Source organism: Photorhabdus temperata, from assembly GCF_025384845.1.
In the GTDB taxonomy this organism is placed as follows: domain Bacteria; phylum Pseudomonadota; class Gammaproteobacteria; order Enterobacterales; family Enterobacteriaceae; genus Photorhabdus; species Photorhabdus temperata.
Map to the genome: position 1 here is coordinate 1 of NZ_JAJAFX010000021.1, position 20,657 is coordinate 20,657.

Genomic DNA, 20,657 nt, shown 5'->3' on the forward strand with positions numbered 1-20,657 from the left:
AACAAAGGCTGAGCCGCTCAGGAACAGGCATAAGTCTGTCAATCCAGTATTGTTTATTTTTTGCTGTCAGCATTGTATAACCGGATGAGTTCTGTCAGCGGAAATAGCCTTGGTAACTGACATTGAGGGGAGTCTGTGCGAGAGTCTGTTCATCGGTAAAGAGTGCGACGAGATCTCTAACGAGAATTGAAACTGACCATCCATCGGCAATAATATGGTGAAAGCACACCAGCAGTAGATGCTCGGTGTTGGATAGATTCATCAATTCCACCCTAAACAAGGCGCCGTTTTCCAAATCAAATGGTATCTTTACCCGCTTGTGTATGTAGTCAGTCACCTCTTCATGTGTTTTTACACTTTGTATAAAAACAGGTTGTAATTGCTCCAGGACACATTGAGAAGGAATGCCGTCGAACACCGGAAAGCACGTTCTCAGGCATGCATGGCGTTTAACCAGTTTTACAAAACTTTGCTTTAACTTGGCAACATCAAGACTGCCTGTTATCTGTAGTGCAACAGGAATATTGTAGGCAATAGAATGGGTGTCGCTTATCTGACTCAGATACCACAGCCTTAACTGAGAACTTGTAACAGGGGACAGAGCTTCTTCTTTTTGATTTCCATTGTTATTTTCCTGATGAAGTTTCAACCACTCTATGAATGATTCTCCGCCCTCCTTTTCATCAGCATGCCTTTCTTTTTTACTCTGCTCAGTGTTGCTTGACCTTTCTGACAATTTCTATCTTCTTTTCAGCGGAAAAAGAAGCCATACGTTTGAATGGATTTTTCAAGTTCGATGTCCATATACTTTGAATAAACAGGAGTTGGGGAGAACGTTAAACAGCTAAACTGGCTGCCCAAACTTAAGTAAATTTCCACTTGGATCAATTAGGTGGAACTCCAACATGCCCCATGGAGTTTCCGCAAGCGGAGAGACTTCAGTCTGCGCTTGTAGTTCTTGAAACACACTTTGGATATCTTTCACGAAAATATAGCAAGAAGTGTTCTCTGCAATGTACTTATCGTTACATGCCCAAAAATGGATTTCAGCTTCCCCTCTGCTAATTATCGCATATTCATTAGGAACAAAATTGTCGCAATGGAACCCAAGTTTACTTGTGTAAAAGTCAACCAATTCATCTAGATCCAATGCAGCCAATACAGGGACAGCCTCCCAATCGCTCATACATTTTCCCTTTTATTTATATATAATTTTTAAACGCTCATACAGGATTGTCTGACAAATCACTGTACGTTACTCTCATTAAATAAGTAATATGACTATAAAAATAGATTCAACAATACCTCCTAAAATCATGAGGAATTAACAATAAATTATTAAATATGATTTACTATGAATACAGCATTTTTACCTAGCATGGATTGCCTATCATGTCATCAACATTTGATCAGGGCAAGAGCGTGAAGGCTCATTTTTCATTCATATTTAAACCGGCCAGTAAAACCTGCACAAGATAGCCTTCATTTATATTGGCTCTGCGCCTGAGGGATCCCCTGCGTATTTCGGTTTGTCCGGAATTAGTTGACCACTACAGGTTTTATGTTTAAGAAGCTGACGCTACTTAAACTGGCTAAAGCCATAAAATTAAAAAACCCGCCATAAGGCGGGCTACAAAAAGACTGATATTTATGCAGCTACTTTGCTGCGATGACGACCTTGCTTCTCTTGGCTCGGCGCTTGCGCTTTCTCTTCCAAAGCTGGACCTACTTTCATTAGGAAATCTAAGGATTCTCCAGCCTTTTTGTAGGCTTGAACAGTATCGAACATCGGTTCTTTTTGTGCTTTCATAGCAACACCTCTAAGGCAACCTTGTTACTAAATTGATTCATAATGCAGGACAAATATGAAAAAACAGCTGCTCTGCCTGAACATTATATACGCATCCAGAGACTAACTATCAAAGAGCCAAACTCTCGGATCTGCTTTTCACCTTTTCGATTAAAGTTTGGATGTCACATGACATCACATATCCACAACGTTCTAGCTCAAAACCAAACGAACAATAATAAGCTATTTTATCCTCAACTGGTTCATGGATCCTTACAATTTCACCATCAACCATATTCATGAAAATCAATGCTGTATACAGAGTATACAAAAGCATCTTTCTGCGCAATGGGTGATTTTCAGTATCCTTAACAAAGTTTTCCAACACATAAATGTTAAAGCTCTTATCGTTCAGATCATATGTAGATAAGGCGGCTCCAGCCGGAACAGACTCAACTTGGAAAGGTTCCCTTGATTTGACAAACTTTATACACAAGCTGAAGCAGTTATCACGATTGCCCACTTCTGTAATATAATATTCCCAGTTAATATCGCCATACGCTCTTGTCAGCATGTTTGCATCATTATCAGAGATAGGCCCAACAACCAAATCTATTCCTCTCTGGTTCATATACAACTGTAAAATATTATATGTCAACTGTGCAACATGCTTCAGTGAAAGCATATAAAGCAACCTCATTACATTGTTATTAGATAGTTGGAAAAACGAAATATGTAAACCATCCTTGGATCAATCAAAAATTAATTGCCAAGTTAACAAAAACACCCTCACTCAGAGCTACCTTCTGAGCATATCTCCTACTTAGCCACTTTAACAAATTTGACTTCCAGAAATGGAAGCACCTTCCCATAAGGCCACGAATCAACAACATCTATTCAAGCTGGAGATGAGCCCGGTACCAGTATCGGCTATCATTGATAAGGCAGGATTTATGGCACACCAGATAATTTGCCTCATCCACCGGAAAAATATGGCATAGTGCTATGCAGAACAATCAATGGAGAGTCTTTCTGTAATGAAACGCCCTGATTACCGAACACTGCAAGCTTTGGATGCTGTGATCCGTGAGCGCGGTTTCGAACGCGCAGCCCAGAAACTCTGTATCACTCAGTCCGCAGTTTCTCAACGTATCAAGCAGTTGGAAAATCTGTTCGGTCAGCCTCTGTTAGTGCGCACCGTTCCTCCACGCCCCACCGAACAAGGGCAAAAGCTGCTGGCGCTACTGCATCAAGTAGAATTATTGGAAGAACAATGGCTAGGTGATGAATCTGGTACAGATACTCCACTGCTGCTTTCACTGGCAGTTAACGCCGATAGCCTGGCAACCTGGTTGTTACCGGCACTGCACCCAGTGCTCGGTGATTTACCGATTCGGCTGAATATTCAGGTTGAAGATGAAACCCGTACTCAAGAACAATTAAGAAGAGGCGAAGTTGTTGGGGCAGTCAGTATTCAACCACAACCATTACCGGGTTGTCTGGTAGATAAACTAGGAGCACTGGATTACCTGTTTGTTGCGTCACCAGAATTTGCTACCCGATATTTTCCAAATGGGGTTACCCGTTCAGCATTATTGAAGGCACCCGCGGTAGCATTCGATCACCTGGATGATATGCATCAGGTATTTTTACAACAGAACTTCGATTTATCGCCGGGCAGTGTTCCATGCCATATCGTCAACTCATCTGAAGCTTTTGTGCAACTGGCAAAACAGGGTTCTACCTGTTGTATGATCCCTCATTTACAAATTGATCAGGAACTGAAAGAGAGCAAATTACTCGACCTGACGCCAGGTTTATGTCAGCGCCGGATGCTCTATTGGCATCGTTTCGCACCGGAAAGCAGAACAATGAAAAAAGTGACTGACGCCCTGTTGAAAATTGGGCGTCAGATGTTAAGACAATATGACACGGATTAAGGTTTTAGCTCAAATACAACATCAACCTGATCGCTAAAACTGATGGTGTCCTGTTGGTAAGTTTCATTCACACCAGCAGCCCCTGCCGCCAGCACGACATCATTATTGCGGTATTTCATATAGGAAATATCTGGTGCTCGATAATTGATGCTGTATATCGGGCCAAGTTTACTGTTAAAGCCTTTCGCTAATACATCAGCCTGCTCAATCGCATTCTGAATGGCTTTTTGTCGGGCTTCATCACGATATTTTTGTGGATCGTCCACACCAAACTGAACGGATGAGATCTCATTCAAGCCAGCTTTTAATGCACCATCAAGCAGAATATTAAGATGATCCAACTTACGAACCTTCACTTCCACCGAACGGATTGCACGATAACCTTTTAGCACAGACTTGTCGGATTCTCTGTCATACTCATAGTCAGGTTGAGTACGCAGATTCGCCGCATTAATATCTTTCTTTTCAATACCATTCTCTTTTAGAAAATCAAAATACTTAGCAACAAGCTCATCAACCTGTTTTTTAGCGCCGGAAGCATCTTTGGCAGAAATATCGACGTTAATTATCAATGTTGCCATATCCGGTTCTGCTTTAATTACCGCATTACCAGAAGTCACAATATGAGGGACCACGGGTAAATCAGCTGCCTGCGCAGAGAGCGGTACGCCTCCTGCACTTAACATTGCAGCTAACCCTAATGATTTTAATTTCACCACAACCTCCGTAGAAAATCTGTCACAAAAAGAGTTTATCCCCGGAAAAACCGAAACATGCATGGGATAAATAAAACACTAACACACCCACTGTATGCAAAAAAAGTGTCCAGGTTAACCAGAAATTATCAATCCCTGTTTAGCAAGTTGCCAGGCTATATACCACATGACAATACAGATAAATCCATTAATAATTCGTTGAGAACGTGGCTTATTCAGTACGGGGGAAAACCAAGCAGCGAGGAATGCCAGAGCAAAAAACCAGCTAATGGAAGCGCTTGCAGCACCAAAAGTAAACCAAGGCCTGAGTTCTGAAGATAATTGACCACCAATACTTCCCAGTATAACCAGGGTATCCAGATAGACATGTGGATTTAACCAAGTGACAGCAAAGATAATCGCAATTACCCGCCAGCGACTCCTCGCTATATTGTCAGTCCGTGTGAGTTCCGCATTCGCAAGCAGGGCCATACGAAAAGCTCTCCAGCCATACCACAATAAAAAAGCAACCCCTCCCCAAGTGACAAATTGCAGTAGTAAAGTTGACTGACCAAGCAATGCACTCCCTCCAAATACGCCGGCACCAATCAGAAAACCGTCGCTGATAGCACACAAAGTTGCACTCATCAGATGGAATTGTCTTCGGCTCCCTTGCTGCATAACAAAGGCATTTTGTGGACCAAGAGGTAAAATCATTGCAGCACTGAGAAGAAAACCCTGCAAAAATGTCGATAACATAAAAAAACTCCTCAATAATTATTCACTTTGCTCTTCCAATGTTCAGAATATTAGGAAGGATAGCTCATTATAGGAAACAAATAGTTCTAATAGATCATAAGTAACTTTAATCACTCATTAAAAGCCAGATTTTTGCTGTAAAAATATTTGATTAATTAAAAAAATCAGGTAAATACACATTCAAACATGAATAAACCCGTCAATTATATAGAAATAAAAAGAAAAAGATTATTTTTTAAAATTTATTGGTTTCACGCTGTTAGCAATCATCATTATTATCGCTCTTGCTATCTGAGATCTCCTCACATAAAGTATTTCAAGTCTGAATTCAGATATCAATACCGCTCTATTCATCAAATCACTCAACTATTTATTCTATAAAATCAAATAACAATAAAAAAAACCATAAAAGACGAATGGATTATTGGCATTTGTTAAAAACATTAACTACTCTTTAATTACTGACTATCAAACGCCAATATAAAATGGGGTTTATATATGAACATATCCACAAAAAATCACGATGCTAAATTACCCCTTCAAGGGGAAAATAACATAAAACAATGTAAAAATAGAGATAATGATAGAGAGATTAATAATAACAGAGATAAATCAGAATACGAAAACTATCCTGAACTTTCTCAATGGACTTATAGATTCTAAAGAATAATAATGTAATTTAAACAATGGCATTGGTAGTCAGTACTTATACTCAAGACTAATCCGATTAGCGCTATTTTATTTCTCATTTTTAATTCTCAATACTAATGTATTGTATATACATATTAATAGCTTCACACAGTCTGAGGAAAAACCATCTACAACAATAATACTTAAAAGAGGCTAAGATGAACGAAAAAATAGAAGTAAGAAACATAGATGTGAATGGCGATATGAGGGCTAATTACACTAAAAAAAGATCTAAAATCCCTTATGAACTATATGCATATGAAGATATAAAGAAAATTCCAATCCAAGATATCCTTTCTGATGAGGAAATAGAAATTTATGAAAATGAAATGCGGAAAGAAATAGAAGTAAAGCCGTTAGGATCTAATAAACTTGTTGTTGTTACCAAAGCGACCAGATTATGCAATTTAAGGTGTTCCTACTGCCATTCATGGGCTGAAGGGAAAAATAACACAATGAGTTTTAGTAGCTTAGTTGCCATAACTAAAAGGCTCCTTGATATTCCTGATTTAATTAGAGTGGAATTTGTATGGCATGGTGGTGAAGTTACAAGATTAAGACCAGAGTTTTTCATAAAATTCATTTGGTTGCAACAACATATTAAGAGAGACAACCAATTTATCACTAATGCGATACAAACAAATGCTGTAAATATAAGTGAAAAATGGATCTCATTAATAAAAAGATTGAAGATTAGTGTTGGAATAAGCCTTGATGGTCATCCCGAGATTAATGATAGCAGAAGAGTTGATCTAAAAGGTGTCGGTACTTCTAGAAGAATAGAGAAAACAATACAAACATTCAGAGATAACAACATTAAATATGGGGGGCTAGTTGTTGTTGATCGACTTATACTTGAATCAAATAAAAAAGAACTATTAGACTATTTCGCAAGAATAAACCTCAATGATCTCGTTTTCCTAGATATAGTTCCAGATAACAGGTTACTTCCTGGAGAATATCCAGGTGACAGTTATATCAATTACTTCGAATACATGGATTTTCTCTCAGAACTATTCCTGATCTGGTGGAAGGAATATAAAGACACAATTAACATTCCTTTGTTTAACTCATTCGTTGGTGTTTTAAAAGGCGCTAACAATGTTCTGATGTCATGTTATTGGTCAGAAAAATGCCATCAAGAAGTTGTTACAATTGAGCCAAATGCAACTGTATCTGCATGTGACAAATACGTCGGGAGTGAAAATTTTTACTATGGATCATTGTTGGATAGTGATTTAAGAACATTACTAGATAATTCTTTACATTATGAAAAATCAGAAAAAGAAGAAATTGATAATAATAACAACATGGAAAAATGCCAATGGTTTCATCTATGTCACGGTGGGTGCCCACAAACAAGAATAGCTAACAGGAAGCATAATAAAATGTACTCAGATACATTAGCATGTTGCGGAACTGACAAGCTACTTAATACAATCTCAGGGGTTTTATGATGGAAAATCATACTAAAAACACTAACTTTAATAAAAACGAAATGAATAAATTCACTTTTATAGAATCAAAATTAAGCAATGAAGAAATCATTGATATACATGATATAATGACGAACTCAGGAGAGGTAAGACCTATTGGATACTTTAAATTATGCCAACATGAAATTAAAGAATCAAAGAGAATAGTGCTAATATGTCGTCATAACACAGAGTTTGTAGGAATGGCACACATTCTCTTGATATCTGAGCGTACGTCATTTAATGACATGGGAATAATTGAACTCCATGACCTCTGGATTAACCCAAAGTGGAGGAGAAATGGCATAACACTTCCCTTCTCTCGCAAGTTAGAGGAAATTTGTCATCAGCGACTTAACGTAAAAAAAGTTGGCTTGGCTATACAACTCTATAAAAATAATGAGTATATTTTACGACTCTATATAAAAGTTGGGTATAAACCTATCGATTTGCAATTAGATGGTACTAATACTGTATTATGGATGACAAAAGAAATTGAGCTTTGTTGAATGACTGATACCGGACGATTAGAGTCTATCCCAATGGCTCACATTTCAAAGTAACTCAATCCGGAATAGCAATCGCAAAACTAATAAATCGCCAACCGGACTGGGTTATACCAACAATAGCGCCAACATCGACACCTCAACATATGCGAAGAGGATCGTAATAATAAGCAGACTTTAATCGTTCATCCTATTCTGTGACGCAACCTGATTCTGATGCAAATAAACATCCATTTGTGGATAGGGAATACCGATATTGTGTTTATCCAATGTACGTTTAAAGTTTTCCATCAAATCCCAATAAACATCCCAAGCATCACCATTGGTCGTCCATACACGCACGATAAAATTCAGCGAAGAAGGCGCCATTTCATGCAAACGGATTGTCACACCGCTATCATGCTGAATACGACTGTCTGCCGCAATAATATCACCCAGTACTTTTTTGACTTCATCAATATCTGCATTATAGGCAACACCGACCATTATTTGCGTCCGACGGTTCGGTTCACGGCTGGTATTAATAACATTATCTGCAATAATTTTCCCATTCGGGATAACAATAATTTTGTCATCGGCTGTACGCAATGTTGTAGAGAAAATCTGCACCTGAACCACAGTACCTTCAACTGCACCCAAAATAACATATTCACCAGCACGAATTGGGCGGAAAGCCACCAACAACACGCCCGCGGCAAAGTTGGACAAAGAACCCTGTAAGGCCAAGCCAACGGCTAAACCCGCGGCACCGATAACCGCAATTACCGACGCTGTCTGAACCCCTAATTTACCCAAAACAGCGATAATCGTGAACGCAATTACCGAATAACGGACAATCGCAGCCAGGAAATCTGACACAGTTACATCAATGTCACGCAACGACATAACTCGTTTCGCACCCTTGCTGATCAATTTTGCCGCCATCAACCCCAAAACAAGGATTAGAACAGCAGCAACCATATTGACCAGATACTGAATGATTAAATCCTGATGATTAATAAACCAGCTTGTAGCCTCATTAATACCACCAGACAGACTGATATCTTCCATTAAAACCACCTTGATTATTTAGCTATTAAACTATAATTAACAAAATTACCTAATTGCTACTCTTCATAGCAAGTATCGACAGCAAGAAAAAAACCTATCACATCAAAAAATTATTCTGGTTTATATACAAATAGTTACCAGTAGTCTTTTCGCAAAATAAAATCCCGATAATCGGACAACATATCAATAAAATCCTTAGTACCACAAAAAGCCAGACTCTCATTATCGTAATAATTCATGCCCTCTTCCATCTCATCAGTTTCAAACTCAAGCTGATTAGCACGAACCATAACTTCTTCATCATCCATTAGCAGCGTATATTCATGACCCACAAGTTGCCATTGGCGTTCACTGCCCTTGATTTCAGCCAGCGCTGTGGTGATCTTATCCAGCACAGTCAAGTCACCTTTAACTTCTTCATTCAGCCACTGACCAATAGCTTCGTGATCCATTGAGAATCGGCTAGTCACCTGCCCAGTGACACCCAGCAAAAATTCGTAGTCCATCATTATCTCCGGTGCGTTCTTCTTCGTTTTCATATTTCCCCTGCAATTCCGCCCCAAATCAGCCCACAAACCGGCTAGAACAGGATACTGACACAACAAGTGTGGTTCTGCACTTGGATGACCGAAATGTGTATCCCCAAGATATTATGTCTAACTTTCATTGGAAGCGAATTCAGCCTCAAAGCCTTGTATGTTTATGGCAGTTAGTGCAAAGCAGGAAAATGGTACTTACCATTAATAATATCTCAGGGAAACAAAAACAGCAAAATCGAACGTTTTGCCTCTGATTGATGAGGTACATTCAAGAATATTGCAATACAGCGACTTATTTTCTATCTTGTCTGGAAAAAGAAGATGCTTTCAGCAGTCATTATGATATGACATATCTTTTCGTTAAAGAATGCGTTTGCATTGCAGAAACTCATCAGTGACCAACATAGCGAATATTACCAGTGTGCTTCAAAATACTTAAGCGCGCCGGTTATCGGTTGTAGACTCTGAATCGCAGGTCAAAAAATTATAACAGTTAGACGGGTTAAAGCAGTGTAAAGTAAGTTTAATCGGGCATATTTAAGGTATTGCGATTTTTTATAATCGATTATTTAATTTGTTTATGAAAAACTTTATTCCCTGTTGAAAACGCTATTAAAAAAGTTTTAACCGTTTTTTACTAATTTTGACATCTGCTTTTTATTAAGTTTAATCATCATGGTATATCGTGTTTTAAGTTCAACGAATGTTAATCATACATGTTATCTTTACTGACGCTGTCTTACTGGCAATCTTGAGAGGTTTTCATAAATCACTACCCTTTATTTTCTCTTCATAAGTCAACCAGTAAATATCCTGGTGATATAAAGATGACCCTTTATGTTTTTTCGAATAATTCTCTTTTTTTCAGGATCTAAACCCTGCCAAATTAACCATTTTATCTCTTTTTTATTACGTTATTTTTATGGTTTTCTCGTTTACTGTATTTGATTTTTTAGATTTAAAACCTGTTTTCTCTGATGTTTTCTCTTCTGATGTCAAAATAGTATCAAATTTTTTACTCGACTTTAAAAACCCTTAATCACTTATTTTTACCTTTAATGATTAAAGTTTTTACCTGTTTTTTCATGATACGCCTGCCATTTTCTCCAGATTTTAAAACCATGTTGATAGACAAAAACAGCTTTTCTTAAAAGCTATTTTTGAAATGGGAGGTTTTTACCTCCCATTTGTTCGTATTGCAATATATCGGAATTACACCGCGGTTTGGAAAATCACATCATCCGCTTTTTCAGTGTATTGATTCAGTTGATCAAAATTGAGATAACGGTAAGTATCTTCCGCGGTCTCATCAACTTTATCCATAAATTGCTGATATTCTTCCGGTGTAGGCAGACGTCCTAACAGAGAAGCCACCGCCGCTAATTCAGCCGATGCCAGATAGACGTTCGCTCCCGTTCCTAAACGGTTCGGGAAGTTACGGGTTGAAGTAGAAACCACCGTTACACCGTCAGCAACGCGCGCTTGGTTACCCATACACAGGGAACAACCAGGTATTTCAACCCGTGCCCCACTCTTACCAAAGATGCTGTAATAACCCTCTTCAGTGAGCTGAGCTGCATCCATCTTAGTTGGTGGAGCAACCCACAAGCGAGTTGGCAATTGGCCTTTATGCTGATCCAGTAATTTACCGGCTGCACGGAAGTGACCAATGTTAGTCATGCAAGAACCGATAAAGACTTCATCGATTTTGCTGTTAGCTACATCAGACAGTAAACGCGCATCATCCGGATCATTCGGCGCACACAGAATTGGTTCTTTGATTTCAGCCAGATCGATTTCAATAACAGCGGCATATTCCACATCAGCATCGGCTTCCAGCAGTTGAGGATCTTTCAGCCAGTTTTCCATACCTGTTACACGACGTTCCAGCGTACGGCGGTCACCATAACCTTCGGCAATCATCCATTTCAGCAATACAATATTAGATTGCAGATATTCGATAATCGGCGCTTTATCCAGTTTAATCGTACAACCTGCCGCAGAGCGTTCCGCGGAAGCGTCCGCTAGTTCAAATGCTTGCTCAACTTTCAGCTCTGGCAAACCTTCGATTTCAAGAATACGGCCAGAGAAGATGTTTTTCTTACCTTTCTTCTCAACGGTCAGAAGGCCTTGCTGAATCGCATAGTAAGGAATCGCATGCACCAAATCACGTAAAGTGATGCCCGGCTGCATCTGTCCTTTAAAACGAACCAGCACAGATTCAGGCATGTCCAGAGGCATTACACCCGTCGCAGCCGCAAATGCCACCAAACCAGAACCTGCCGGGAAGGAAATACCTATCGGGAAACGGGTATGAGAATCACCACCCGTTCCTACGGTATCAGGCAACAACATACGGTTTAGCCATGAGTGAATGATGCCGTCACCCGGACGCAGGGAAACACCACCACGGTTCATGATGAAATCCGGCAGAGTATGGTGGGTAGTGACGTCAACCGGCTTAGGATAAGCAGCCGTATGGCAGAATGACTGCATCACCAAATCCGCAGAGAAACCCAGACATGCCAGGTCTTTCAGCTCATCACGGGTCATTGGACCGGTAGTATCCTGAGAACCAACGGAGGTCATTTTAGGTTCACAATATTCACCCGGACGAATACCCACACTACCACATGCCCGGCCAACCATTTTCTGAGCTAAGGAGAAACCACGGTTACTTTTCTCAACCGCTTTCGCCTGACGGAATACATCACTTTGCGGTAAGCCAAGCGACTCACGAGCCTTACTGGTTAAACCACGACCAATAATCAGTGGAATACGACCACCCGCGCGAACTTCATCCAGCAACACATCGGTTTTCAGTTCAAATTCAGCCAATAACTCATTGGTTTCGTGATTGCGTACTTCGCCTTTATAGGGATAGATATCAATGACATCACCCATATTCAGCTTGGTAACATCTATCTCAATTGGTAATGCACCGGCATCTTCCATCGTATTGAAGAAGATTGGCGCGATTTTACCGCCCAAAACAACGCCACCACCGCGTTTGTTTGGTACAAATGGGATATCTTCGCCCATAAACCACAGCACTGAGTTAGTGGCTGATTTACGGGAAGAACCTGTACCGACAACATCGCCGACATAAGCCAATGGGTGGCCTTTTTTGTTCAACTCTTCAATCTGTTTGATTGGGCCAACGGTGCCAGCTTGATCAGGTTCTATACCTTCACGGGCGTTTTTCAGCATAGCCAGAGCATGTAATGGAATATCAGGACGTGACCATGCATCTTGCGCAGGAGATAAGTCATCTGTGTTTGTTTCACCCGTCACTTTAAATACAGTTACTGTGATTTTTTCTGCCAGTTCAGGACGTTCCAGATACCACTGCGCATCTGCCCAAGAGTGCATAATTTGTTTAGCTTGTGGATTACCGGCTTTCGCTTTTTCTTCTACATCATAGAAGTTATCAAACATCAACAAAGTATGTGAGAGCGCTTTAGCTGCAATGGGAGCCAGTTTTTCATTATCCAGAGCATCAATCAGGGGGTGAATGTTATAACCACCCTGCATAGTTCCAAGCAGTTCAACCGCTTTTTCTGGCGTGATCAGCGGTGACGTGGTTTCACCTTTTGCAATGGCGGCAAGAAAACCGGCTTTTACATATGCCGCTTCATCAACACCAGGGGGAATACGGTTAATCAGTAGATCTAACAGGAAATCTTCTTCACCTTTTGGTGGGCTCTTCAGTAACTCAACCAGCGCCGCCGCTTGCGCCGCGTCCAATGGCTTAGGGACGACGCCTTGGGCTGCACGCTCGGCTACGTGCTTGCGGTATTCTTCTAGCACGACTTTCTCCTCGCTCTCATTGTCATTTTATCTACCCGGCTGTCTGCACCCGCCTTAGAACCTGTATCATCAGGCTATTGTGTTTTCGCAACAATAACGCAACGCCCACTGGGACAGGCTGTTAGTTATGGTTCTGGGTGCCAGGTCAGAGGATTGCCGGCATAACCTAATCAGTTCAAGTTAAGTTATGCCGAGCTTCGGGCACCCAGCATACCAAAATTTGAATGCGATGTTAATTCGTTCACATAAAAGTAACATTAACTGATAGTAATATTCTGAATTAGTAGTAGATAACGCTATTAAAGCAGATTATTCCGCTGATTTTTGCCAGTAGCACCCACAAAAACCACACTTTTTATATCCTATTTTTTTGAACAGGTCATACCAGGTACAAAAAAACGGCTTCCATAAATGAAAGCCGCTTAGTTAATTACATCAGGCGATTTAAGAAATTATTTCTTTTTCTTCGCCTTAGCATTTGGCAAGTCAGTAATGCTGCCTTCAAAGATTTCAGCCGCCAGACCGACAGATTCATGCAACGTTGGGTGAGCATGGATAGTCAACGCGATATCTTCTGCATCACAACCCATTTCAATTGCCAGACCGATTTCACCCAGTAGCTCACCACCGTTAGTACCTACAATGGCACCACCGATAATACGGTTACTTTCTTTATCGAAAATCAGTTTGGTCATACCGTCAGCACAATCAGAAGCGATCGCACGGCCAGAAGCGGCCCACGGGAAAGTTGCCGTTTCATAGCTGATACCTTGCTCTTTCGCTTCTTTTTCAGTCAGGCCAACCCATGCAACTTCTGGTTCAGTGTAAGCAATGGATGGGATAACTTTTGGATCGAAGTAGTGTTTCTTACCAGAGATAACTTCAGCCGCAACGTGACCTTCGTGAACACCTTTATGCGCCAGCATTGGCTGACCAACGATGTCACCGATAGCAAAAATGTGCGGTACATTGGTACGCATTTGCTTATCAACATGGATAAAGCCACGGTCATCAACTTCAACACCTGCTTTACCCGCATCCATCATCTTACCGTTAGGTACACGACCGATGGCAACCAGAACTGCGTCATAACGCTGTGGTTCTGCCGGTGCGTTTTTGCCTTCCATCGTGACGTAGATACCATCTTCTTTGGCTTCTACTACCGTCACTTTCGTTTCCAGCATCAGGTTGAATTGTTTGCTGATACGCTTGGTGAATACTTTCACCACATCTTTGTCAGCCGCAGGAATAACCTGATCCAACATTTCAACGACATCAATCTGAGAACCCAGAGCGTGGTAAACCGTTCCCATTTCCAAACCGATGATACCGCCGCCCATCACCAGCAGACGCCCAGGAACCGTTGTCAGCGCCAGTGCATCTGTAGAATCCCATACGCGAGGGTCATCATGAGGGATGAATGGTAATTGGATAGGACGGGAACCCGCGGCAATAATGGCATTATCAAAATTAATCGTTGTTGCGCCACTTTCGCCTTCAACAACCAGTGTGTTAGCACCGGTAAATTTACCAACACCATTAACAACTTTAACTTTGCGGCCTTTAGCCATACCAGCCAGACCACCGGTCAGCTGATTGATAACTTTTTCTTTCCAGACACGGACTTTTTCGATGTCAGTTTTTGGTTCACCAAAAACGATGCCGTGATTGGCCAGAGCTTTAGCCTCTTCAATAACTTTTGCTACATGAAGCAATGCCTTAGAAGGGATACAACCAACGTTAAGACAAACACCACCTAAGGTAGAGTAACGTTCCACCAGGACGGTTTCCAAACCTAAATCCGCGCAACGAAAAGCAGCAGAATACCCTGCTGGACCTGCCCCAAGCACCACAACCTGGGTTTTAATTTCAGTACTCATCATGACCTCTTAATTGTTTGTCCGGCGGGTCAGACGCCAAAAACGATATATTCCACCGGGACCTACACACCGCGAGCAGTTTACAGAATTGTTAATAACCTGAAAAGCGCGTTAACGTGACAGAACTCGCAACAAACTAACCAGATGCAAGCTGTTTCCTTGCCACAGCAATAACAATCAGGCCGGCGTATGGCCGGCCTTTGAGATTACATCACCAGACGGCGGATATCGCTCATTGCATGATTAATAAATGTAATGAAACGCGCACCATCAGCACCATCGATCACACGGTGATCGAAGGAGAGTGACATAGGCAGCATCAGGCGTGGTACAAACTCTTTACCATTCCAAACCGGCTTCATGGATGAACGGGATACGCCCAGGATAGCCACTTCCGGTGCGTTAACGATTGGCGTAAATGCTGTGCCACCAATACCGCCCAGGCTTGAAATAGTAAAGCATCCACCCTGCATATCAGATGCAGTCAGTTTACCTGCGCGGGCTTTCTTAGACATCTCTGTCAGCTCGCGGGATAAGTCGATGATGCCCTTCTTATTGACGTCACGGAACACCGGAACCACCAAACCATTAGGTGTGTCAACTGCCACACCAATGTTGATGTATTTTTTCAGCGTCAGTTTCTGACCATCTGCCGAGATAGAGCTGTTAAAACGCGGTATTTCTTCCAGCGCTTTTGCAACCGCTTTCATAATGAACACCAGTGGGGTGATCTTCACGCCAAGCTGTTTCTTCTCAGCTTCCTGATTCTGCTGTTTTCGGAAGTTTTCAACTTCAGTGATATCCGTTTCGTCGAACTGTGTAACATGCGGGATCATCATCCAGTTACGGCTCAGGTTAGCACCCGAAATTTTCTGGATACGACCCAGTTCAACTTCTTCAATTTCACCAAATTTGCTGAAATCCACTTTCGGCCAAGGCAGCATCCCCGGCAGACCACCACCGGCTGATGCAGGCGCAGATTCAGCACGTTTAATCGCGTCTTTCACGTAAGATTGAACGTCTTCACGCAGAATACGGTTTTTACGACCTGAACCTTTCACTTTAGCCAGATTAACACCGAATTCACGCGCCAGACGACGGATCACCGGTGTTGCATGGACATAAGCACTATTTTCAATGAAATCGTTTTTGTCTTCTTCTACGAAGCTTCTGCTCTCCAGAACAGGGACTGCTTTCTCAGGTTCAGCCGCCGGAGCCGGAGCAGAGGCCGCAGGGGCTGCCCCCACGACTTCGAATACCATGATCATAGAATCGGTTTTCACTCTATCACCGATCTTGATTTTAATCTCTTTAACCGTACCGGCGAACGGTGCCGGTACTTCCATAGAGGCTTTATCACCTTCTACGGTGATCAGTGATTGTTCCGCTGTAACCGTATCGCCTTCTTTAACCATCACTTCGGTAACTTCAACTTCATCACCGCCGATATCGGGTACATGAACATCTCTGGCTGCGGAAACCACAGGTTCTGGCTCTGCCATACGAGAGGATAATGGTATCGCCGCTGATTCTTCAGCAGGTGCAGCTTCTACAGCACCCTCTGCGGAAGCAAAAATCATAATCAGCTTGCCGGTTTCAACTTTATCGCCAACCGCAACGATGATTTCTTTAACAACACCCGCCTGAGGGGATGGAACTTCCATCGAAGCCTTATCACCTTCTACCGTGATCAGCGATTGTTCAGCTTCCACTGTATCGCCAACTTTCACCATGATTTCGGTGACTTCAACTTCATCTGCACCGATATCCGGTACGTTGATTTTGATAGTCATTGATCTTTACCTCTTATGCCAAACGCGGGTTAACTTTCTCTGGATTAATGTTGTATTTCTTGATTGCTTCTTCCACAACATTCACATCAATTTCACCACGTTTAGCTAGCTCACCCAGAGCAGCAACAACCACGTAGGAAGCATCAACTTCAAAATGATGACGCAGGTTTTCACGGCTGTCGGAACGACCGAAACCATCAGTACCCAATACGCGGAATTCGCTTGCAGGGATGAAGTTACGAATTTGTTCTGCGAACAGTTTCATGTAGTCAGTAGAAGCCACTGCCGGTGCTTCATTCATGATCTGAGCAACATAAGGTACGCGTGGCGTTTCTGTTGGGTGCAACATATTCCAGCGTTCACAATCCTGACCATCACGCGCCAGTTCAGTGAATGAAGTGACGCTGTATACGTCAGAACTCACACCATAATCGTTAGCCAGAATCTGCGCCGCTTCACGAACATGACGCAGGATAGAACCAGAACCTAACAACTGAACTTTACCTTTGCTGCCTTCCAGGCTTTCCAGTTTGTAGATACCTTTACGGATACCTTCTTCTGCACCTTGTGGCATTGCCGGCATGTGGTAGTTTTCGTTCAGCGTGGTGATGTAGTAGTAAATATTCTCTTGTTTCTCACCATACATACGCTCCAAACCGTCATGCATAATCACAGCAACTTCATAAGCAAACGCCGGATCGTAAGAGATGCAGTTAGGGATAGTCAGAGATTGAATGTGGCTATGACCATCTTCGTGTTGCAGACCTTCACCGTTCAGGGTTGTACGACCTGAGGTACCGCCGATCAGGAAGCCACGAGCCTGTTGGTCACCTGCTGCCCAGCACAGGTCGCCAATACGCTGGAACCCGAACATAGAATAGTAGATATAGAACGGAATCATTGGCAGGTTGTTGGTGCTGTAAGAAGTCGCCGCCGCCAACCATGATGAACCTGCACCCAGCTCATTAATACCTTCTTGCAGGATCTGGCCTTTCGCGTCTTCTTTATAGTAAGCAACCTGCTCACGGTCCTGCGGAGTATACTGCTGACCATTAGCGCTGTAGATACCAATCTGACGGAACAGACCTTCCATACCGAAGGTACGCGCTTCGTCGGCAATGATTGGAACCAGACGATCTTTGATTGACTTGTTCTTCAACATCACATTCAGTGCACGAACAAAAGCGATAGTGGTAGAAATCTCTTTGTTTTGTTCTTCCAGCAATGCACCAAAATCTGCCAGCGTTGGCAGTTCCAGCTTTTCTTCAAAGTGAGTACGACGGCTTGGCAAATAACCACCAAGCGCTGCACGACGTTCATGCAGGTATTTGTACTCTTCAGAGTCTTTATCGAAAGTCACATATGGCAGATTTTCGATTTGCTCATCAGCAACAGGGACATTGAAACGATCACGGAAATGGCGAACGCCTTCCATATTCATCTTCTTAACCTGATGAGCGATGTTTTTGCCTTCAGCCGTATCACCCATACCGTAACCTTTGATGGTTTGAGCCAGGATGACGGTTGGTTTTCCGGTGGTTTCCTGCGCTTTTTTCAAGGCAGCAAATACTTTCTTAGGATCGTGACCACCACGGTTTAGCGCCCAAATCTGATCATCAGTCATGTCTTTGACTAATTCGGTCGTTTCTGGGTAACGGCCGAAGAAATGTTCACGGACATAAGCACCATCTTTGGATTTGAACGTCTGGTAATCGCCGTCCAGAGTTTCGTTCATCAGTTGGATCAATTTGCCGCTGGTATCTTTACGCAGCAATTCATCCCAACGCTCACCCCAAAGAACTTTAAGAACCTGCCAACCTGCACCGCTGAAGATACCTTCCAGCTCGTTAACGATTTTGCCATTACCCGTAACTGGGCCATCCAAGCGTTGCAGGTTACAGTTGATAACAAATACCAGATTATCCAGTTTCTCACGGGTTGCGATAGTAATCGCACCTTTGGATTCCGGCTCATCCATTTCACCGTCACCCAAGAATGCGTAAACGGTTTGCTTGGAGGTGTCTTTCAAACCACGGTGTTCCAGATATTTCAGGAACTTAGCTTGGTAGATAGCACCAATTGGCCCCAATCCCATGGAAACCGTCGGGAATTGCCAGAACTCAGGCATCAGTTTTGGATGCGGATAAGAAGACAGACCGTTGCCATGAATTTCCTGACGGAAATTATTCATCTGCTCTTCAGTCAGACGGCCTTCAAGGAAAGCACGTGCGTAGACGCCAGGAGAGATGTGGCCTTGGAAATAAACCAAATCACCGCCGTCATTCTCATTACGGGCACGGAAGAAGTGGTTAAAACAAACTTCATACATGGTTGCTGAAGACTGGAATGAAGCCATATGGCCGCCTAATTCCAGATCTTTTTTAGATGCCCGCAAAACAGCCATCACAGCATTCCAGCGAATAGCAGAGCGAATACGGCGCTCCAGCTCCAGGTTGCCAGGGTAAGCAGGCTCATCCTCAACAGCAATGGTGTTGATATAATCGCGGTTAGCAGCACCTGCCGCAACATTCACGCCACCTTTACGTGCTTCGTTTAATACCTGATCAATCAGGAACTGGGCACGCTCAACACCCTCTTCACGGATGACCGATTCGATCGCCTGTAACCAGTCGCGAGTTTCGATCGGATCCACGTCATTTTTCAAAATGTCTGACATGGTGTATTCCTTATCTGTTATCTGTTTCTAATGATTGTTTTGGAGCCTATCTTCCCGTCATACCCTTTGACGTTCAGCCGGTCATGACTGGAAGATAGGCCCTCACTGTTGTTGCCGCTAGCGCCCTCAGTAAAGGGACTCGACTAGCTATGCAGACGCAGCAAACTTCAGGATCTGCACAGCTAATTTTATTCCGGATGTTGTTGGAGATGCCGCAATGATCGCTCCCGGCGGGTATGCTCACGGCTGAGATCCAATAAAACATCTTCAATAAAGGCTAAATGGCGATGGGAAGCCTCACGGGCTTTCTCTGGTTGTCTCGCCATAATAGCTTCAAAAATTTTCGCTCGATGATCGCTGACTGCTGTCAGCGTTTCCCGACGGGTATACAGAAACTCAAAATTCTGCCGGATATTTTGTTCCAACATAGGTGCCATACAGCGCAATAAATGAAGGATAACCACATTATGTGCCGCTTCGGTAACAACGAGCTGGTATTGCAGAACAGCATCGGACTCAGCATTAACATCACCACTTTGCTGTGCTTGTTGAATAATCAGGTGATGTTCCCGAATGCGTTCAAAATCTTCGTCAGTTCCACGCAATGCCGCGTAATAGGCTGCGACACCTTCCAAAGCATGGCGGGTTTCAAGGAGATCAAACTGAGATTCTGGATGACCAGCCAGTAGTTGTGCCAGTGGATCACTGAAACTTTGCCATAGGTTACTCTGAACAAACGTTCCCCCACCCTGACGGCGAAAGAGAAAACCTTTAGATTCTAACCGTTGAATAGCTTCGCGCAGTGAAGGGCGTGACACATCAAACTGTTTCGCCAACTCACGTTCAGGCGGCAATTTCTCCCCTGGACGTAAAGATCCTTCAAGGATGAGATGCTCGAGACGCTGCTCAATAACATCTGATAATTTTGGTTGGCGGATTTTGCTATAAGCCATATTTACTGTAAGCCAGTTAATGGATAAACATTGCTTCGGTCCCTACCGGAGTCAATTGGTAATACCAATTTAAACTACAGGGCCATAAAAGTAACAAAGTA

The 20,657-nt window shown here is 42.5% G+C and carries 17 protein-coding genes; 4 read left to right on the forward strand and 13 right to left on the reverse strand.

Going from position 1 to position 20,657, the window contains the following annotated elements; all coding sequences use genetic code 11:
* Positions 1-94 precede the first annotated feature (94 nt).
* From LGZ99_RS09810 to LGZ99_RS09825, 4 genes are all read right to left on the reverse strand, one after another.
* The gene (locus LGZ99_RS09810) at positions 95-736 is read right to left on the reverse strand and encodes a condensation domain-containing protein (protein ID WP_036839041.1); all 642 of its coding nucleotides are present in this window, start codon (positions 734-736) and stop codon (positions 95-97) included.
* A gap of 108 nt (positions 737-844) precedes the next feature.
* The gene (locus LGZ99_RS09815) at positions 845-1,186 is read right to left on the reverse strand and encodes a bleomycin resistance protein (protein WP_021323994.1); all 342 of its coding nucleotides are present in this window, start codon (positions 1,184-1,186) and stop codon (positions 845-847) included.
* 462 nt (positions 1,187-1,648) lie between these two features.
* Complete coding sequence (locus LGZ99_RS09820; RefSeq protein WP_200875282.1) at positions 1,649-1,810, reverse strand: hypothetical protein; 162 nt, start codon at positions 1,808-1,810, stop codon at positions 1,649-1,651.
* 109 nt (positions 1,811-1,919) lie between these two features.
* A complete protein-coding gene (locus LGZ99_RS09825) occupies positions 1,920-2,474 on the reverse strand; it encodes a hypothetical protein (protein ID WP_021323992.1) in 555 nt (184 codons plus the stop codon).
* Positions 2,475-2,826: 352 nt separating this feature from the next.
* Between LGZ99_RS09825 and LGZ99_RS09830 the strand changes: the two genes are divergently transcribed.
* Positions 2,827-3,729, forward strand: a complete 903-nt coding sequence (locus LGZ99_RS09830) for a LysR family transcriptional regulator ArgP (RefSeq protein WP_036839040.1) — start codon at positions 2,827-2,829, stop codon at positions 3,727-3,729.
* Here the strand turns inward: LGZ99_RS09830 and LGZ99_RS09835 are convergent.
* A complete protein-coding gene (locus LGZ99_RS09835; protein WP_036839039.1) occupies positions 3,726-4,445 on the reverse strand; it encodes an oxidative stress defense protein in 720 nt (239 codons plus the stop codon). The two genes, LGZ99_RS09830 and LGZ99_RS09835, sit on opposite strands and share 4 nt — an antisense overlap.
* Positions 4,446-4,559: 114 nt before the next feature.
* A complete protein-coding gene (gene argO, locus LGZ99_RS09840) occupies positions 4,560-5,183 on the reverse strand; it encodes an arginine exporter ArgO (RefSeq protein WP_021323989.1) in 624 nt (207 codons plus the stop codon).
* A 498-nt stretch (positions 5,184-5,681) separates the two neighbouring features.
* On the opposite strand from argO, the gene LGZ99_RS09845 reads away from it, so the two are divergent.
* The 3 genes from LGZ99_RS09845 (at position 5,682) to LGZ99_RS09855 (ending at position 7,857) form a co-directional block, all read left to right on the forward strand.
* A complete protein-coding gene (locus LGZ99_RS09845) occupies positions 5,682-5,846 on the forward strand; it encodes a hypothetical protein (RefSeq protein WP_021323988.1) in 165 nt (54 codons plus the stop codon).
* Positions 5,847-6,031: 185 nt separating this feature from the next.
* Positions 6,032-7,330: a darobactin maturation radical SAM/SPASM protein DarE gene (gene darE, locus LGZ99_RS09850; protein WP_023044553.1), complete on the forward strand. Its 1,299-nt coding sequence runs from the start codon at positions 6,032-6,034 to the stop codon at positions 7,328-7,330.
* Entirely contained in the window at positions 7,330-7,857 is a 528-nt protein-coding gene (locus tag LGZ99_RS09855; protein ID WP_262979082.1) for a GNAT family N-acetyltransferase, read from the forward strand. The genes darE and LGZ99_RS09855 overlap by 1 nt, the downstream gene beginning before the upstream one ends.
* A gap of 174 nt (positions 7,858-8,031) precedes the next feature.
* Here the strand turns inward: LGZ99_RS09855 and mscS are convergent, their stop codons facing one another.
* The 7 genes from mscS to pdhR all read right to left on the reverse strand — a co-directional run bounded on the left by mscS (position 8,032) and on the right by pdhR (position 20,556).
* On the reverse strand, positions 8,032-8,904 hold the full coding sequence (gene mscS / locus LGZ99_RS09860; RefSeq protein WP_262979083.1) for a small-conductance mechanosensitive channel MscS: 873 nt from the start codon (positions 8,902-8,904) through the stop codon (positions 8,032-8,034).
* 134 nt (positions 8,905-9,038) lie between these two features.
* A complete protein-coding gene (locus LGZ99_RS09865; protein ID WP_262979090.1) occupies positions 9,039-9,410 on the reverse strand; it encodes a YacL family protein in 372 nt (123 codons plus the stop codon).
* 1,245 nt (positions 9,411-10,655) lie between these two features.
* Entirely contained in the window at positions 10,656-13,253 is a 2,598-nt protein-coding gene (gene acnB, locus LGZ99_RS09870) for a bifunctional aconitate hydratase 2/2-methylisocitrate dehydratase (RefSeq protein ID WP_021323984.1), read from the reverse strand.
* A 452-nt stretch (positions 13,254-13,705) separates the two neighbouring features.
* On the reverse strand, positions 13,706-15,133 hold the full coding sequence (gene lpdA / locus LGZ99_RS09875) for a dihydrolipoyl dehydrogenase (protein WP_021323983.1): 1,428 nt from the start codon (positions 15,131-15,133) through the stop codon (positions 13,706-13,708).
* 206 nt (positions 15,134-15,339) lie between these two features.
* Entirely contained in the window at positions 15,340-16,926 is a 1,587-nt protein-coding gene (gene aceF / locus LGZ99_RS09880; protein WP_036839029.1) for a pyruvate dehydrogenase complex dihydrolipoyllysine-residue acetyltransferase, read from the reverse strand.
* A gap of 13 nt (positions 16,927-16,939) precedes the next feature.
* Entirely contained in the window at positions 16,940-19,603 is a 2,664-nt protein-coding gene (gene aceE / locus LGZ99_RS09885; RefSeq protein WP_021323981.1) for a pyruvate dehydrogenase (acetyl-transferring), homodimeric type, read from the reverse strand.
* Between the two features lie 188 nt (positions 19,604-19,791).
* The gene (gene pdhR / locus LGZ99_RS09890) at positions 19,792-20,556 is read right to left on the reverse strand and encodes a pyruvate dehydrogenase complex transcriptional repressor PdhR (protein ID WP_021323980.1); all 765 of its coding nucleotides are present in this window, start codon (positions 20,554-20,556) and stop codon (positions 19,792-19,794) included.
* Between the last annotated feature and the right edge of the window lie 101 nt (positions 20,557-20,657).

Excerpts from the sequence above, each read along its gene's own strand:
- LGZ99_RS09815 (WP_021323994.1), bottom strand. The coding sequence starts at position 1,186 with ATGAGCGATTGGGAGGCTGTCCCTGTATTGGCTGCATTGGATCTAGAT.
- LGZ99_RS09820 (WP_200875282.1), bottom strand. The coding sequence starts at position 1,810 with ATGAAAGCACAAAAAGAACCGATGTTCGATACTGTTCAAGCCTACAAA.
- LGZ99_RS09825 (WP_021323992.1), bottom strand. The coding sequence starts at position 2,474 with ATGCTTTCACTGAAGCATGTTGCACAGTTGACATATAATATTTTACAG.
- LGZ99_RS09830 (WP_036839040.1), top strand. The coding sequence starts at position 2,827 with ATGAAACGCCCTGATTACCGAACACTGCAAGCTTTGGATGCTGTGATC.
- argO (WP_021323989.1), bottom strand. The coding sequence starts at position 5,183 with ATGTTATCGACATTTTTGCAGGGTTTTCTTCTCAGTGCTGCAATGATT.
- LGZ99_RS09845 (WP_021323988.1), top strand. The coding sequence starts at position 5,682 with ATGAACATATCCACAAAAAATCACGATGCTAAATTACCCCTTCAAGGG.
- darE (WP_023044553.1), top strand. The coding sequence starts at position 6,032 with ATGAACGAAAAAATAGAAGTAAGAAACATAGATGTGAATGGCGATATG.
- LGZ99_RS09855 (WP_262979082.1), top strand. The coding sequence starts at position 7,330 with ATGGAAAATCATACTAAAAACACTAACTTTAATAAAAACGAAATGAAT.
- mscS (WP_262979083.1), bottom strand. The coding sequence starts at position 8,904 with ATGGAAGATATCAGTCTGTCTGGTGGTATTAATGAGGCTACAAGCTGG.
- LGZ99_RS09865 (WP_262979090.1), bottom strand. The coding sequence starts at position 9,410 with ATGGACTACGAATTTTTGCTGGGTGTCACTGGGCAGGTGACTAGCCGA.
- lpdA (WP_021323983.1), bottom strand. The coding sequence starts at position 15,133 with ATGAGTACTGAAATTAAAACCCAGGTTGTGGTGCTTGGGGCAGGTCCA.
- aceF (WP_036839029.1), bottom strand. The coding sequence starts at position 16,926 with ATGACTATCAAAATCAACGTACCGGATATCGGTGCAGATGAAGTTGAA.
- aceE (WP_021323981.1), bottom strand. The coding sequence starts at position 19,603 with ATGTCAGACATTTTGAAAAATGACGTGGATCCGATCGAAACTCGCGAC.
- pdhR (WP_021323980.1), bottom strand. The coding sequence starts at position 20,556 with ATGGCTTATAGCAAAATCCGCCAACCAAAATTATCAGATGTTATTGAG.